Genomic DNA, 16520 nt, shown 5'->3' on the forward strand with positions numbered 1-16520 from the left:
TAACAGTATCTTTCCCCGGTCCGACTCTTGGTCTTACCTCCAGTTCGCTACGTTCCGCTGAAGGGTGGCGCAGCCGATGCACGTGATAGCCGATGCTCTGGCCTCGCAGAGCTTCTATATCGAACTGACCACGAAGGCTTTGGCTGTCGTGGTGGTCGGTCTCTTGGCGAGATTATTTCGTGGACCGCTTCTCCGGTACGGAAGGGTGGTGATCAAGAGCGGGCCGGACTGGCTCGAACGGGCGGTGGGCCGGCAGGCTGATCGTCTCTACCCGAGTTGGCGGGTCAAGACCGGCATGCGGCACCGGCAGGTGGGGCTCGAATGGCGGTTCGAGACTGTCCGGCGGTTGCTGCGCCGGCGGCGGGGCTACTTCATCCTCGGTGGGGTCTATCTCGATCTGCTCGTGCGGCCTGTCGGGGTGACGAAGCTCGAAGACAAGGAGTACAGCAACCTCGATCGGGTGCATTGTTCGTGGGGTGGGTCGGCCTGTTATGTCGGCCACTACCTCTACGAGAACTTCGGCACGAAGAGCTACCTGTACTCGAAGATCGGGGGACTCGGCGTCCTCAGTCACGAGTTGAAGAGGCTGTTGCGCCAGGAACCGTGGATCAAGCGTGGCCACTACGGCAGCGGTGATCCGGGGCAGCAATCAGGGATTTCGGTGCACCTCAAACAAAAAGACGCCACCTTCCGCACGACTTTCACACACAAGGGTGCGCTCGAAGAGTTCAACTGGAGCCCGGTGCTGAGCAAGCTGGAGAAGAAAGCCGGGCGAGGCGGTGTGCTGCACATTTCGGGCTATTTCAGGACCGGCCTGCATCACGAACTTTGTGATTCCCTCCAACGACTTTCGCCGAATCTCATCGTCTGCATCGACCACGGCCGGTTCCTTCCTGAAGATCATCTCATGCCGGCCCAAGCCCTGCTGGAAGCCTTCAGCATGCAACTGATCGACGTTTACATCTCGACACCGCCTGAGCTGGACCGGTTGATGGCCCTGGCCGGCGAGGAGGTGGACGAGAGCCTATCGACGGCGGAGAAGCTGAAGACCTATGCGCAACGGCCGAATCTGCTCCCGCGGGTGACGGTGGTGCGCGGCGAGGTGACCGCCCAATCCGTCACTTCCCTCGTCGTCGTCGACAGCTGCCTGCTTGCTCCTGTGACGGTCGAACCGGGATTGCCACCGTCGCGCGATGTGCCGGGCAAGAACAACGCATTCAACGCGGCACTCGTCCACTACCTGTCGAATGGTGACCCCGAGGAGCCCATGGTCGACCTGGTCGGACGTGCCGTCGAGCGGGCCCTCCGGTGTTGGGTCGCGAATGTCGATCACTGAAGCCGAAAGGTGATCCGATGGTGCAGCCGAGTACCTTCTTCGCTCTCGATCACCTGACTGCCGGCCGGCTGTTCGGCGGCATCGACCGCGCGTGGGAGCTGTTGCCGCGTCTGCCCGATGTCGTGGCGTCGTGGTTGGACGGCCGGCAGGTGATCGAGGGTGAGGTCATGGCGGGCGCGGTGATCGGTCCCGAACCCGTGTTCGTCGCCGCGGGAGCCCGGATCGAACCTGGTGCCTACCTCTGCGGGCCGGCGTATGTCGGGCCGGGTGCCGTGATCCGTCACGGCGCCTACGTCCGGCAGAACTGCATCTTGCTGGACGGCGCCGTCCTCGGCCACGCGTCGGAAATGAAGAATTCGGTCATGCTGCCGGGAGCCAAGGCGCCGCACTTCGCCTACCTGGGTGACAGCATCCTGGGCAGCCGAGTCAATCTCGGGGCCGGTACCAAGTTGAGTAACCTGTCCATCACCGCTCTGAGGCACCAGAAGACGCTCACAGTGCAGATCGACGGCGTAGTCTACGACACCGGCCTGACGAAGTTGGGAGCCATCCTCGGCGATGACGTCCAAACCGGATGCAATGTCGTGCTGAATCCTGGCACACTGCTTGGCCGCGGAGCCCGGGTCTATCCCAATACGAGTGTCCGCGGCTACCACGGTCCCGGCGAGATCCTCAAATTGCGGCAGCACGTCGAGACAGCGAAGTGGCGTTGAGTGTTGCAGATCCGCGTCCGACAGTGCCGCCACGGAACTCGTGCCAGCGGGCGACGTCGCACGCTGCTGCAGATCAGCGAGCGAGACCTGCGCAATGGACGAGATGTGTCACGTTGAGCTATGGTGTTGGCATGATCTCCCCGAACACGGGAGATATCCCACGTATGGGGGTTCAAGTCTCGGACACAGTATTACCCCACGGATCGCGAAACGCGATCTTGAAGCTGGGACGATCCTAGCTTAGCTCGAATCGATGTTCTGCAGGCGCCATTCGGTGCCGTCGTAGACAATGATCTTTCCTGAGTCGCGCAGCGCCGCCGCCACACGTCTGTGTCGTGGTCGGTCAAACTCCCGCGTGGCGTGGCCGTCGTTGCCTTCATGTCCAAGTTGGATGTTGAGCTCGTCGACGAGGTGGTCTTCACGGATGTAGAGCGTCTTCGGTCGCGGCTGGTTCGCGCGTTGGGTGCTGGTGTGGCCGTGGCGGCAGCGATAGGTCGGTCGCCCGTGGTTCCAGTGCGAGTCCAGTCGCCGACCGCACACGCCGCAGTGAATCAAACCGGCGAGTGCGAACCGACGGGTCCGGCCGTCGTGGGTTGGTCGCGCCGCTCGGATCTGCTGCGCGGCGAGGAAGTTCTGTTCGGTGACGAGTGCAGGATGTGCGGCCTTCGCAGACAGTGCAGGTAGGGACGCTGGGCCACTGGTGTCGGTGGCGCGGCGGTTCCAGGTCTGCCGGCCGGTGTATCGCGGGTTCGCCAGGATGACGGCGACGGTGCGTAGGGTCCAGGCCTCGCAGGTTCGGTGGCGATTGCGGTCCCGGTCGGCGCTCGACGGGCAAGGCACGCTCCGTTCGTTCAGGCCGCGGGCGATGCTGGTGACGCTGTGTCCGGCGAGACGCTGCCGAAATATCCAGGCGACGTGGGGTGCGGTTCGGGGGTCGGGTGCGAGGCGTTGGAGGCGTCGGCCCCAGCGGGCGTCGGCGGGGTTGGGGTGGGGACCGGCGTCGACGAGCTGGTAGCCGTAGGGTGGTCGGCCGCCGAGGTAGCGGCCTTGCTGGGTGACCTGGTTATGCATCGCCGCCAGTACCCGATGTCGAGCACGGAGCACTTCGCGCTGAGACTGGGTGGCCAGCAGCGACACCAGCGCCCGGTGATCGCGGTTGCTCAAATCGACCGGCCCGCCTGTCTCGGGGAGCCAGAGCTGAATACCGTGGCGGTTGCACCAGGTGTAGAGGGTGGCGAACTGGGTGCCGGTGGAGGCGCGTTCGTATTCGCCGACCACGATCGCATCGATCGCGGACTCCGGGCTGGAGGTCTCGGTCATGAGCCGCGCAGCCTGCGGTCGCTGGCGCCATAGGACGCGGCGTGAGGTGCCGGCGTCGAAGTAGACGGCGACGACCTGGCCGTGGCCCGCGACTAACTCGTCGGCCATGTCGCGTTGCCAGCCCTGTGACGACACGCGGTCTTGATGGCGGGTGGTCGACGTGCGGCCGTAGAACGCGAACCGTATGCCGTTCACCTGGACGTCTGTGGATGTAGTCCCGATCTGGTTCTTTCGGCTCATCCACTGCGCAAGTAAGTCCGCGGCGTTGTCCGCTGGAGGAAACTGAGCCGGGTGTGGTTGATGCGGATGCACGTTGGACCGATGGCGAAGCTGACGTCTTATGACGGCGTGGTCGAGTTCGTCCGCCCGTTCGGCGCAGCGGATCGGGCGCACGTCGGCCGTATAACGACGTATGCGACGAGGCGGATGTTATCGGCACATGGCCGAGCAAGCTGGAGGGTCCTGAAGGTGACCGCGATTAACTCAGATCGCGGACTTTCTACCGGCAAGTCACCGAATTTCCGCACCTGACGTTGCGAAGCCAGCAGCCCCAACCGAGACGGTCGGGGCTGCTGGGTGTCCGAATCGGCCGAAGGCGTCACCGGTCAGGTCAGCGACGCCTGCCAGGCAGACAGCAGGCGCAGCTCAACGCTGTACAGGCCATCGCTGTGTGTGTCGAACACCTGCAGCGCCATCAGCCGCTCAACGACATTTGTGGCGGAGCCGTCCATGTCGGCGGCCGCCTGCAGGTCAACCCGGCTGACTTTCTGGTCGTCGACGAGCGCGACGATCGAGGCGTAGGCGCGCGCTAGGTGTACTGACCACGGAGGTTGGGTACGAGGTGACACGTGATCGGATGATCTTGTAAAAAGGGAGGGCCTCCGGGTTCGGTGTGGATTGCGACATCTACCCCGGCTACCAGGAGACCCTCGTGACCCACGCTAACGCACCCCTGACCCCCGCCGGGAGATTGCGGCTGGCCCGATGTGTCGTGGACGACGGATGGCCGCTGCGGCGTGCCGCCGAGCGATTCCAGGTCGCGGTCACCACTGCGAAACGCTGGGCCGACCGCTACCGCGCCGATGGTGCTGCCGGCATGACCGACCGGTCCTCACGTCCGCACCACAGCCCATCGCGAACCTCCGCTCGCACCGAACGACGAATCATCAAGGTCCGGGTACTGCGCCGATGGGGGCCGGCCCGGATCGCGTTCTTGCTCGGTCTCAACCCCGCCACCGTGCACCGGGTCCTGTCTCGCTACCGGCTGGCCCGCCTGACTTATCTGGATCGCGCCACCGGGCGGGTGGTACGCCGCTACGAGCACGACGCACCCGGTGACCTGATCCACGTCGACATCAAGAAACTCGGCAACATCCCCGACGGAGGCGGCCACCGGGCGGTGGGGCGGCAAGCCGGGCAACGCCACCGCACCCTCACCGAAGGCAAAAGACGCGACCGCAACGGCAACAGCCACGTCGGATCCAGCTACCTGCACAACGCCGTGGACGACCATTCGCGGCTGGCCTACAGCGAAATCCTGGCCGACGAGACCAAAGAAACCGCGACCGAGTTCTGGACACGAGCACAGAAGTTCTTCACGTCCGTCGGTATCATTGTCACCAAGGTGCTGACAGACAACGGGTTTTGCTACAAGTCTCATCTCTGGCGCGACACGCTGCGCGAGGCGGGCGTCGTCCACAAACGCACCCGTCCTTATCGGCCGCAGACCAACGGAAAGGTCGAGCGGTTCAACCGCACCTTGCTCGAGGAGTGGGCCTACGCACGCCCCTACCGCTCAGAACGTGAACGACGGGGCGCTTATCCGGGGTGGTTGCACACCTACAATCACCACCGCGGCCACACCGCACTCGGCGGCAAACCACCCGCCACCCGCGTCCCCAACCTCACGGGTCAGTACAGCTAGGTCGGGATCGCGGGTGAGACCGACACCATCGAGCAGGTCGCTGAAACCGGCCGGGCTGTTGACGTACGCCTCGAGCTCGTCCAGGGCGGTGGGCTCCTGCGCGCCCTCGCTGTCAGCAAGGGTGGCGGCGTGCTCGACGAGCATCGGCCACCCGCTGGTGAGGCCCCAAAGTCGTTGCAGACGCTCGTCATGGCTGAACATCTGCCGCGTGATCGTCCAGACCCGCAGGGCCTGCTGGTCGTAGCGGCGTAGCGGCGTAGCGCGACAGCGACGCCATGCTCGAAGGCGCTGTCCCAGAGCGCGGCCTGCTCCGGGCTGGAGATCAGAACTGCGGCGCGGGTGACGCCCGGAGCGGTCGGCGCGTGCGTGAGAGCCAACTCGAGCGCCTCCAAGCACGCCGATGCCTGCGGTTGGACGCTGGCCAGGTCATCGATGATGACCCGCCGCCGTCCGGCCTGTCCGCCGCGCAGTTCCTCCTCGAACGCGCGCCGGCCGTTGATCGTCGGGATGTCGAAGTCGCCGGCCTTGCCGGTGACCCCGGCCGGCCGTGCGTCCGCTGCCGCGCGTTCCTGGCAGCTCGGACCACGCTCCCGGCGGTCGAACGGCGCCTTCACCCACCGCGGCACCGCAAGCCGTCACGCTGGCGTCGCCTCTTCCAGCACGTCCCGCAGGTCAACGTGCCTGAACAGGCCCACTCGCACAGCGCCCGCACTTCTCGCGCTCGCGGGTCCCAGACTCCGGCGGGGGCGGGTAGCGCCCCGATCGCGCCCGTCCTCGCCGGACGCCACGAGCGGCGGAGCGAGCGATGACGACCAGGCTGATCATCGCGCGCCCGCTACCCGGCACGGTGGGCGAGACTCGCCGCGTGGTCCACCTGTTTCCGCTGCCGGCCGACGCCGCCATGCCGGAGCGCCTGACCGCGTACTGCGACGCCACGTTCGGCCCCGGCGAACTGGAGCTGCTGGAACGCCCGCTCGGCATGCCGTGCTTGATCTGCCTTCAGCGCTCCCCACGCCCCACCAGCGAACTCCCGGCGGCCGAGTCGTGACGCCACCCATACGGGCCGTTCTGCCGACGTTTCAGCAGGAGCTAGATCCGTTACTCCTCGTGCCAGTCCGCCTGTTCATTGCGTGCCTACTCGCCGACGGCGATTGGAGCGACGACGTCGCCGTTCGGAGCGCTCTACACCTCGATGAACGATCCTTCGTGACGCATGCCGAGTTCTTGCGTGCGGCGGGATACCTGGAGGTATGCACCCAAGGAGATCGTAAGAAGCTCCGCTTGTCGTCCCTCGGTGGGGACAGGTTCGCAGAGCACGTCGGCGCGTTGAGTCGGGTCACGTTCGCCGCTGTCAAGCTTCTTCCGACCACGCGTCGTCCCCCCGGGGGGGACGCCGAGTTGTGACGGCACGGGCGGTGTCTCGAATACCAGCGCGCGGAGGCCCGAATGATCAGTCGTGACGGGCGGCGCGGCACCAGTCCCAGCCGTCACAATCATGGCTTCCGCAGCTCGGCTGGCCTTTCGAGTCGTCACACCAGACGGGAGCGTGACAGCCAGCATGTGACGGCCGATCACCACCCGCTGCTGCGCCGACCTCTGCTAGACGTTCCAGCGTGAGGTCGGTTAGTGGGCACCAACGGTGCGGGTCAACGGCGAGTCCGTTCGTGTCGGCATCCGACGTCCGCTTCGATGCAAGCGATCGGAAGCTACGTGCCGGTGCTGGAGCACTGAAGCCGGGAGGTAACAGAATGGACGACGAACCCGCGAGCGGCGGCTGGATCGCTGGCAACGCCAAGGACGACACAGCCGACACCCGCGGCTGGCTGGTGGGGCACTTCATCGAACCAGCACAAGGTGTTCGTGCTACTGAGGACGTCGAGGTCAAGTGGGCGCACCACAGTGCAGGGGACCGGCGTTCAGCGTGGATGTCAGGTGACTGGCGCACCACGCTGGTGATCTTGATCTCAGGCGAATTTCGCGTGGATCTCACCGGCGGTAGTAGGACGATGAACTGTCAGGGGGACTACGTGATGTGGGTCCCGGGGTGCGACCATTCTTGGGAGGCGGCGACAGACTCCCTTGTCCTAACAATTCGGTGGCCCTCGGTGAGATAGTTCGGCGACTGGCGCCTCGGCTACCTGGCCCAGAGTCCCTTGTCTCCTGCAGCTCATGTCTTTAGGAGGTAGTTGCTCCTCTGGCTGGATCAACCGGGTGTTTCGAAGCAACGCCTCGATGCGAACCGATGCAGGAAGCCAACTCTCCGTCGATTGACAAGCGATCGGACTTAATTGATCGCATGTGGGGCTCCACGTCAGTCTGATTCGATGGAAGGAAATTCTGATTCGAGAATTTGCCAGAGGTCGCGGATGGTTTCTGACACTGGACTATCTCGCTGCATGCCAAGCAGAATATCTTGCGGGCGGACCGTGCGCTTGATGAACACCTTTCGCCCGCTGGCTTGCTTCGTCTCGAATTCCACTGTGCCAGAAGCAACGAGGGCGGAAAGTATGCCTTTCCAGAAAGGATTGGCGACAATGCGAGACATTAGCGTGTCGTCTTCTGTCAGGGAATTAGTCCTCAGATAGAGTCGACAAAGCCTTTCTAGGGTATCGACGACATCTGCTCGTACATCATATACATTTTCAACATGCGCGTCGGGCAGTCCGCATTGAGCCAAAGATTCCTGTATGGCTCTTGGCGAAAATCGCCACTCCTCGGCGCTATCGGTCAAAATGCCGAGGCCGTTGAAGTTGCTAATCTGCAAACCATGCAATTCAAGGCGAGTCCGACGAATGTCAACGATGATCCGATCAAAGGTCGACCCATTCGCTTCGGAGTTGATGAAAGCGGCTGTTGTTAAGTTCGTGCCTACGAAGCTGCAATCCTTGAAACTTCCACGAATTACGGTCGCTTGCCCGAAGGGAGCATCGCCAAAAGTAAGGTTCGATACCGTAATGCCAGATGTTTCATTATCGGCCAAAATTCCCGCGGCGAGACCACCGGCGTTCCTGCTCACCTGTTCTCTGTCGCCGGATGACTTGAGTACTGACTTACATAGAACGTCAAGTAGAGCTTGAGTATTGTTACGCTCGCGCATGATTTTACCTACCAACGATGCGGCCTCTTCAGGAAGTCGACCACGCCTCAAGATTCGTTCAAGTGAGACTTCCGATCGCTGACCCCAAACGCGTGACAGTGGCTCTGTAAGAAAGTACGAGTAGAATATATCGTGCTCGAAAGCAACGCTGCCTGGCAGGCTACCTCGCGATAGAAGCGCGTTGTACGGAAGTCGCTCGACAACCTCACGTAGTCCGTCGCCACTTAGTCCGATGGTGCTCCCGATTATTTCAGCTATCTCACGTACGGAAGTGCTGGATAGCTCTCGCGTTTCCTGCAGCCACATCTCCTCGGCGATCTCGCTAAGTAGAAGACGGTACTGTTCTTCGCTGAGTATCGGCGCACCATTTATCGGAGATCGCAGCTTCTGTTCTACCTCCCGTGACACATAGGCGCTGACAAGTCGCTCAAGTAAGCCAGACCCACTCGGTAATGGTCCGTCTGAAAGAAGATCCAAAGTCCGTGAAACGAAGAACGGCTTATAGCCAACGTCTTTAACCTCGGGGGCCTGCAGGATTGTCTCGATCTCTTGATTAATTGTTTCGTGTGCAATATCGGCAATCGCTGAAGTGTGTTGCTGAATAAACTGCTGGCGTTTTTCGGGAGACCAGTCCAGCAGTCGAACTGCTGTCAGTATCCAACTGTCTGCCAAAGATCCCAAAGAAGACGCACTTCGAGTAAGGAACTCTTGCTCGTAATAAGTGCTTCGAGCTGCGGCAATTATGCAGCCATAACCATCCAAGTCTGAGATGAAGTTTGCCAGGCTGCTGAACGCTTCGTCGTAACTTCCAACGCTGCCGATAAGTTCATCGAACCCGTCTACGACCAGAACAAGAGCTCCGCTCCGCACGAGTGGGACAGAAGCATGGTATGGAATCTTTGCTCGAACATCGTCGAGCTCCGCTGCGATTGCTTCGTCAAGCTGTGCAAGTCTGCGACCCTGTGCATCCACGTATAGCCAAAGGGAACTGCTGGCCCCTTCCATATACTGGATCGCTTTACTGCGAACGAGGTGACGTAGAAGGCTTGTCTTGCCTACGCCGGCGTCTGCGGTAATAAAAACTACATTCGTTCTGCCATCGCCTGGTTCCGCCAGGCTTTGGATCAATGTCGACGAATCTAGGCTTTCACCTGTTTCGTCGTGCTCGCCGATGAGGTTGGCGTCTAGAGTTACATAGTTAGGTAGTGCACTTATTACGTTGATTGTGTTTCGAGCTATCCCGCGCAGGTCAGCCATGCCTGCGCCTGACAAAAACGATCTGTAGGATGTCCGCGTTTGTCCTTGAATTACCCCGTCAGGCCATGATGAGTCGATCGTAGCCCTAGTGAACGTAAAAGAGCGCAATTTTCCGTCTTGATACCAGCTGCCGCGAAATTCGAGTTCCGACGCTGGCAGTACTTGAACTTCGGCGCCTGGATCCGCGAACGCGGCAAGGTCCTTCGACAGATTGCTTGCGAAGATTTCTTCCGAGTTCATTTCCATGCTCCGTCGTATAGCATCGATACTGTCGTCCCGCCGAACCATTGATCATTTTCTGCTGTTGCTCGTTTGCGCAACCAACTGATTGGGCATTGATATTTTCTGCTCATCGTGAGCACGGCTGGGACGTAGTCGTCATCATTGGCTATTATGCAGACGCGATCGTAAACGGCAGATTCGGCGAAGTGGCATGCGTCAAGTGCAAGCATCTGGTCGACCATCTTCTGGCCGCCGTTCTTATAGGTGCCTATTAGCATTGCCTGTGGAACCAGCGCCAGCGCTTTCGCAATGTGCGGCTTGATGCGTACGCGGTCTTCAAGGGTTCTTAGCAGTCTAATTTTTTTTAGCGTGCGGCTGTATTGCTCTGTTGGGGTCCCGCGAATGCTAGTGAAGCCACCATACAGTCGACAATCAATGTCGTGAACTTCGCTACTTTTCGTCCGGTTAACTAGTGAACCTCTAATGAGGTCGCCAACTAACGTCATGAGGTCTTCGTAGTCTCGATCAGTCTTTGCGCCCGGACCGACATTAAAAAGATCGACTAGCACGATGGTACTGGACAATGCTACGACACCTCCGCAATGTTATTTCGTGCACGCATCGTACACGATCACCAGCGAAAATCAAGCGAAGTGTGCAACGTTATGTTAGCGTTACGTTAACGTTCCTTGTCTTTAGTATTGATGCGCGTGAATATGACCGAATTATTTGAATGCCATGCGTGTTTGGCGTGTGTGGTCGGAGCAAGTCGGGTAAGGTCAACACATGGGTATCCAGGGACGCGAGTCAACGATCCAGCAAGTGCTGACGGCCTACCGAGTCGCAGTCCCGCTGCATCAGCGCCCGTATAGCTGGGAGCTATCTGAGCTGCGCGAACTTTGGCAGGATTTAATTTCTTTTTATGAAAAGTATCGGAATAACATCAGTGGACGACAGTATTTTATTGGCAGCATTGTGGGTCAGATCAAAGAGGGTGGCCGAACTCTCGAAGTCCTCGATGGTCAGCAACGACTGGCGACACTTGTTGTAATGCTTGCCGTAGCTCGTGATGTATTGCACGAGGGGGGCGCAGTCGAGCAAGCTAACCGTATTGACCATTCGTGTATCACTGATCTGCCAATCTCGTTAGATGGCCCACGTGAATACAGAATTCAACTGGGAAGGTATGACGACCAATTCTTCAAAAAATGGGTTCTTTCTTACCCTTCTGAGCGACGCGGTAAGGCGGTGCCGAAGACTGCAAGTCAGCGAGCACTATTGAAGGCTCAAAATTTCTTTCGGCTACAGATCGAAAACTATGCTTCAGAGTCGAAGTTGGATAAATCTGAGATATGTCGAGTACTTTATTCTGTTGTGGTCAACAACGTAACAGTTGTGCAAGTTGTTGCAGATAAATGGGATGATGTCACCGAAGTCTTCGAGCGACTCAACGATCGCGGTAAAGATCTTTCTACGTTGGACCTACTTCGTGTTCATTTAATTGGGAAGCTGAATAGGTCTGAGCATGCTGAAGCCGAGGACGCGTGGCGTGTCATTTACGAGTTGTCGGATTCGGCTCCGAAGGTTGACACTTTCTTGCGGCATAGTTATATAACTTATATGGGAGACGTTAAATCCCATTCGTTGTTTCGTAAGATAAAGAACACCCTTGAGCAAGATGACGCTGAGCCGCCTTTTGACTCGCCGTTGTCTTTGACGCAAAGTCTCGCTGCTGATGCTGAATACTACAAAAATGTTCTAGAAGCAACGCATCCCGACGAATCTTGTACACACTGGTTGCGGGCGATCAACACCCTTGGTGCTAAGAGTCTGCTTCCTGCCGCTTTGAGTGCTCAGGTTGTACTGGTGGACGATCATGTTCAGCACGCAGAGGTTCTTCGTAGGCTAGTCACAACTTTTGTACGTTGGAACGTGATTCAGGGTGGAGAGTCGACGGATTTGGAAGAAGCCGTTTACCGTGTTGCTCAATTGGTTCGTTCTCGGCAGTCTTTGTCAGTTGTATCAGACAATCTGCGGCCATATCTCGGTGAAGATGCGCTAATCAGAAGCAGGTTCGAGCAATTGTCTTTGGCGCGAAGCGGATATCAGCGATATGTCCTAGAGGCACTTGAAGATTACTCTCAGGGCGCTCTGGCGGGCCAGCGGCCAGAAAAGACTGTGGCCGGTTCGAAAACGCTCTGGATTGAGCATGTGTATCCACAGGCACCTGAAGCAACTTGGGGAAAGTGGGTCGACCATGACGAATGGATTAATCGATTAGGAAATCTTACCTTAATTCATAAGCGACTGAATAACGTCGCTAAGAATAAGCCGTTTCCCGCGAAGAAGCCCATCTATTCGGAGTCATCATTAGGAATTAATAAGTATTTTTCGAGAGTTCAGGCATGGAGTCCTGGTGTTGTAGATAAGAGGCAGAGTGTCTTGGCGAAGAACGTTGCCAAGATATGGCCGAGATTTTAAGGAGGTTTCCATATTAAAGATTCTTTGATCTATATCTCACCAAGTTGAGATTGTTAGTGCTTAGAGTGAAGTCTGGCGATCAGCACTGTGTTACCGACGGAGCTGGAGTTGTGTGAACAGTGTGCAAGTCGCTCGGACACTCAATTACCCCATAAAGCTGTGTGTCGCGGACAGGTCAGAGTAACAACAGCTGGTCGCCGACGGCCTGATCTATCGAGGCAGGTGCGCATTGTGGGCTGCATGCTTGACTTCTCGGGTCGGGCCGCCACACATGATCGCCAGGTCGTTCGTTCTCAGCTATTCGGCGATCATGGACCTGTCATCGTCTACGATCTCGACGAGTCGCACGCGGAGATCGTTGAGTAGGTGGTCTTCGCGGACGTAGACGTTTTTGGCGAGCTCTGCTGGGCGGTTGCGAGCACTGGTGTGGCCGTGACGGCAGCGGTAGCCAGGGCGGCCGTTCACCCAGTGCGAGTCCAGTCGGCGGCCGCACAGCTGACATTGCACTAGTCCCGACAGCACATGCGTCCTCGTGTCACCGTGCTGTGTGGGCCGGGCCGCGCGCATGCCCTGGATCGCCAGGAACGTCGTCTCGTCCACGAGCGCCGGATGCGCCACCTTCTCCGACTCTGCCCAGCCTGGTGCCGCCGACGGTCGGGCTGGAGCATCGTGGTGGGCGGGCCCGGGTGTTCTGGCGCCGTGCCGGTTCCACACCTGCCGGTCCGTGTACCTCGGATTTTCGAGGATGCCCAAGACGGTCCGGACGATCCACTCGTGCCTCGTCCGGTGTCACCTCGCGACGCGACTGGGACCCGAGCAGCAGCATCAACGCCTGGTGCACCGGGTCCTTGAGGTTCACCGGACCGTCCGCTTCGGGCAGCCACAGCTCGATACCTTGCGCCTGGAGTGCGGTCAGCACGGCGTCGAACTGGTCTCCGTAGAACGCCCCCTTGTACTCTCCGATCACGACAACATCGAACGAACGGTTCGGTCCCGCCGCGGCTGCCATCAGTTGGGCCGCGGCCGGCCGTTCGCGCCAGGACAGGCGACGTGAACACCCTTCGTCGAAGTACTCCGCCACGATCATGCCGCGCCCTCGGATCGTCTCCTCGGCGACCTCCCGCTGCGTGGCGGTGAGGACGTTCCAGTGGCGGGTGAGTTCCGCGGAATCCAGATACCTGATCATCTGCCTGACTCGGAGCGACTACGAACCAAGTTCGCTCTCCGGCAGGCTCTCAGGGTAGTGGGATTGCAGGTGTCGCCATGTCCCCGGCGAGTCGTCCGGCTGCTTCGCAGGTGCGTCGCCGACGCTCCAGCCGGGAAACCAGATCCTTGTTTCCTGCGACGGTATGTCCGTCCTGGCAGCGGCGCCGTGTAGGCACGTGCGAACCCAGGACGGCGCGTGGTCCAGTCTCGTCGAGTGCGTCGTCTGGCTGTCGCCCAGGCGGACGCCCTGGCCGAATCGAGCGGATTGGAAGACGGGGCCGGATCGATTGGTTTGTTGCGCGAGCTGTGCGTCGGTGAAGATGGCCCGTCCGTGAAACGTTACCCGGGTGAATGTGACAGACTCACTGAACTGCGCTTGAGTGAAGTTGGCTAAAGAATAAAACGTCGCCTCCCCGAATGTCGCGTGCCGGTTGAATTGGGCTCGATCGAAGTTTGATGTACCGCCGAATATGCAGTTGTGGAAATCGGCTCGTCCGCAGAGTTCGGCCCACTCGAAACTGGTATCTTCGCCGAAGTGTGCTTGTCCGAATGTGGCATGCCAGAGGAACTCGGCCAGGCTGAAGTCGGCATCGCCGAGAAATTCGGTGCCGGTGAAGTCTGCGTGTCGTTCGAAGCGTATACCGCCGAAGTCGGTGGTGCCGGCGAAGGTGGCGTTGCGAAAATTGGCGTTGGCTACCTGGCAGTTGTGGAGGTTGAAGTCGACAAGGTTGGCGCCGCTGAGGTCGAGGTCGATGTTCGACCAGAATTTTGGGTTGTGGGGAATGTCGGCCCAGCTTCGGTCGGGCTGTAGGTGGGTGGTCAGGATGCGCTCGGCGGTGAGTCGGACCTGCAGCTCGGCGACGTCCCGGTCGGTGCGACGATCGGGTGCGCCTGAAAGCGTGCCTCGGCCGTCAGCGATCGATGCGTCCGCGGTCATGGCCTTGTAGGGATTCCGCAGCGTGTTGTCGCTAATGCGGAGGTAGCCGCAGATGACTTCGACGATGGTCTGCCGGTGGCTGGCGTTATCTTGAGCGAGGCGTTCCAGTGCGTACAGCCCTCCGACACGCACGGCTGCGTTGTCCGAACCCAGCTGCCCGACGGCCATCGTGTAGAGCTCGGTCACCCTGCGGTCCGCGGTGTCGTCCTCGGTATGTCCTTGGGCGCGCTCCGCCAGCCACTGGCGCCGCGTGGTCAGCGCGAGGGCCAGGCCGGCTCCTAGCCCGGCGGCGACGGTCATGGACGTCCTGATTGCATCAATTCGCGCGGTAGCGCGCACTGGGGCTGCATCGGCTTCATGCAACAGCCAGTTCAACGCCGCCCATGTCGCGCCCGCGACTGCGGCGACCGCCAGCAGGATCATCCACCATCGTAGCGACCGAATTGGCGCACGGTGCCGCACTTCGGCCCTTCTGTCGCGAGTGATGGCATACGCTGTCGATCTTATGCGGCGGCCTGCGGAAATGATCAAAAACAAGCCTCCGGCGCCCAGGATTGCTGGGCTGTTGGCCACCAGAGGTCTGATTGCTTGAGGTGTCGAGGCTGGATCGATGGGAACGCCGAAAATTGACAATAGCCCTGCGAGGATCACTATCGCCGCGCCGACGTTGAGGGTCGATCGTGCTTTCCGTGCTCGCCGCAGGTAGCGGTCCGTGATCTCGTCAGCCATGCCTGTGTTTCGCCTCGACGGCCTCTAGCTCACAGCCCGACCCGGCATCGGTATGGACGGCGTGCACGTGCTCGGCGGACAGTGCACGCTTCTGCAGGGCGGATGCGGCACCGAATCCGGCCGCGGTCAGGGCGCCTGCCGCGGCGAGAACCCAGGCCCATCGCGCGCTCGTGTCGAATGCCAGATAGAGCTGGATGCCAGCGACGATGCCGTAGGTCGCGGCAAGCGCCCGCCACGTGCCTTGATGCGGCATCGATCACCTCCCGGACACTGTCTGAACACATAGTCGCCTCATGTGGCCAAGTGGTTACAACACCCGCCCGACCGGAGTCTGTGCTGTGGCGACCTTGTTGGCATCCTCCCGCCGCACGATCGCGATCCACACCCAAACTGGGACGCCAATGCACAGGTGACAACCTGTGCGACACGTCCAGAAGCCAATGTTCGATCAGTCGCAGTGCATCGAGAGCTGCGAATATCGCGGTGATGATGCTGATCAGCTACGGTATGGGAGTCAAAGGTATATGCCGCGCGATCTCGGGGCGAGGTTTAGCAGTCCTATTGGCGTGATCTCAGATCTGTCGGGAGTAGTTCGGTGTTGGTATGGCTGAGGCGAATCGACACCGACACCGACGAGTACTCCTTCGTCGCCATCCGGGCAGGCGAGCCGCTGCCACGACGGCCCGGCCGCTGAGCTGGTTGAGGGGCATCGCAGTGGGTCGGTGGGTCCTGGGTCGAGGCCAACTTGTAGCGTCGTTCGGCCCATCACAGCCACCCCCTCAGGTTCACCGCGGCGGTGATGTCGTAGTGCCGGTGTACGGCGGGTGATGCTCGAGGAAATCGAACATCCATGACTGAGCCCGTGCCCGGCATCCGGGTGATCGCGGTGGAAACGTCTGGCGGTGGTCGCAAGGATGGCCGGAGCCGACGAGTGGAGGATATGCGTGACGATCGACGACGAATTCCTGTCGGACAGGTCCGTCCGGATCCCGGTCGAGATCGGCGGACACCCGGTGTACGTCGAGGCGGTGCTGGTCGGCGGGGCCGAGGACGAAGAGGTGGCCGCTCGGGTGCCGTCGTTCGGCGAGTTCACCGAGGCGCTCGGCTCGGTCACCCGGTCGGTCACGGACGCAGTCCTCGGCGGGCTTGGCAAAGTGAAACCGGCGAAGGTCGGCGTCGAGTTCGGCTGCGAGATCGGCGTGGAGAGCGGCCAGCTGACCGCGATCCTGGTCAAAGGAACGGCGAAGGCGAACGTCAAGGTGACGCTGGAGTGGAAGCCCGGTGGAGACGGCTGACTA

At 60.3% G+C, this 16520-nt stretch carries 13 protein-coding genes; 6 read left to right on the forward strand and 7 right to left on the reverse strand.

What is annotated here, in order from left to right:
* Positions 1 to 64 precede the first annotated feature (64 nt).
* Positions 65 to 1336, forward strand: coding sequence for a hypothetical protein (locus tag AA23TX_RS16360; RefSeq protein ID WP_155543367.1), 1272 nt, complete (start codon positions 65 to 67; stop codon positions 1334 to 1336).
* A 17-nt stretch (positions 1337 to 1353) separates the two neighbouring features.
* Positions 1354 to 2049 (forward strand): LbetaH domain-containing protein, encoded by a 696-nt coding sequence (locus AA23TX_RS16365; protein ID WP_155543368.1) that lies wholly within the window; start codon positions 1354 to 1356, stop codon positions 2047 to 2049.
* 240 nt (positions 2050 to 2289) lie between these two features.
* On the opposite strand, the gene AA23TX_RS16370 is transcribed toward AA23TX_RS16365, so the two are convergent.
* Both AA23TX_RS16370 and AA23TX_RS16375 read right to left on the reverse strand, forming a co-directional pair.
* Positions 2290 to 3762: a recombinase family protein gene (locus AA23TX_RS16370; RefSeq protein ID WP_230862522.1), complete on the reverse strand. Its 1473-nt coding sequence runs from the start codon at positions 3760 to 3762 to the stop codon at positions 2290 to 2292.
* Positions 3763 to 3974: 212 nt separating this feature from the next.
* The gene (locus tag AA23TX_RS16375; RefSeq protein ID WP_155543369.1) at positions 3975 to 4217 is read right to left on the reverse strand and encodes a hypothetical protein; all 243 of its coding nucleotides are present in this window, start codon (positions 4215 to 4217) and stop codon (positions 3975 to 3977) included.
* Positions 4218 to 4300: 83 nt separating this feature from the next.
* Here AA23TX_RS16375 and AA23TX_RS16380 point away from each other — a divergent pair, with 83 nt between their 5' ends.
* Both AA23TX_RS16380 and AA23TX_RS16385 read left to right on the forward strand, forming a co-directional pair.
* Positions 4301 to 5293, forward strand: a complete 993-nt coding sequence (locus AA23TX_RS16380; RefSeq protein WP_155543370.1) for an IS481 family transposase — start codon at positions 4301 to 4303, stop codon at positions 5291 to 5293.
* 805 nt (positions 5294 to 6098) lie between these two features.
* Positions 6099 to 6341 (forward strand): hypothetical protein, encoded by a 243-nt coding sequence (locus tag AA23TX_RS16385; RefSeq protein WP_093577150.1) that lies wholly within the window; start codon positions 6099 to 6101, stop codon positions 6339 to 6341.
* Between the two features lie 1263 nt (positions 6342 to 7604).
* Here AA23TX_RS16385 and AA23TX_RS16390 read toward each other — a convergent pair.
* Both AA23TX_RS16390 and AA23TX_RS16395 read right to left on the reverse strand, forming a co-directional pair.
* Complete coding sequence (locus AA23TX_RS16390) at positions 7605 to 9887, reverse strand: NACHT domain-containing protein (RefSeq protein ID WP_196425346.1); 2283 nt, start codon at positions 9885 to 9887, stop codon at positions 7605 to 7607.
* Positions 9884 to 10453: an NYN domain-containing protein gene (locus tag AA23TX_RS16395; protein WP_155543372.1), complete on the reverse strand. Its 570-nt coding sequence runs from the start codon at positions 10451 to 10453 to the stop codon at positions 9884 to 9886. Before AA23TX_RS16395 ends, AA23TX_RS16390 begins: the two co-directional genes overlap by 4 nt.
* Positions 10454 to 10655: 202 nt before the next feature.
* Here AA23TX_RS16395 and AA23TX_RS16400 point away from each other — a divergent pair, with 202 nt between their 5' ends.
* Positions 10656 to 12350: a DUF262 domain-containing protein gene (locus AA23TX_RS16400; RefSeq protein ID WP_155543373.1), complete on the forward strand. Its 1695-nt coding sequence runs from the start codon at positions 10656 to 10658 to the stop codon at positions 12348 to 12350.
* 297 nt (positions 12351 to 12647) lie between these two features.
* On the opposite strand, the gene AA23TX_RS50175 is transcribed toward AA23TX_RS16400, so the two are convergent.
* The 3 genes from AA23TX_RS50175 to AA23TX_RS16415 form a co-directional block, all read right to left on the reverse strand.
* Positions 12648 to 13103 (reverse strand): recombinase zinc beta ribbon domain-containing protein, encoded by a 456-nt coding sequence (locus tag AA23TX_RS50175; protein WP_230862524.1) that lies wholly within the window; start codon positions 13101 to 13103, stop codon positions 12648 to 12650.
* A gap of 451 nt (positions 13104 to 13554) precedes the next feature.
* Complete coding sequence (locus AA23TX_RS16410) at positions 13555 to 15222, reverse strand: pentapeptide repeat-containing protein (protein WP_155543374.1); 1668 nt, start codon at positions 15220 to 15222, stop codon at positions 13555 to 13557.
* Positions 15215 to 15475 (reverse strand): hypothetical protein, encoded by a 261-nt coding sequence (locus AA23TX_RS16415; protein WP_155543375.1) that lies wholly within the window; start codon positions 15473 to 15475, stop codon positions 15215 to 15217. Before AA23TX_RS16415 ends, AA23TX_RS16410 begins: the two co-directional genes overlap by 8 nt.
* Before the next feature lie 691 nt (positions 15476 to 16166).
* Between AA23TX_RS16415 and AA23TX_RS16420 the strand changes: the two genes are divergently transcribed.
* Positions 16167 to 16517, forward strand: a complete 351-nt coding sequence (locus tag AA23TX_RS16420; protein WP_155543376.1) for a CU044_2847 family protein — start codon at positions 16167 to 16169, stop codon at positions 16515 to 16517.
* Positions 16518 to 16520 lie beyond the last annotated feature (3 nt).

This window comes from Amycolatopsis camponoti, from assembly GCF_902497555.1.
GTDB classification, from domain to species: domain Bacteria; phylum Actinomycetota; class Actinomycetes; order Mycobacteriales; family Pseudonocardiaceae; genus Amycolatopsis; species Amycolatopsis camponoti.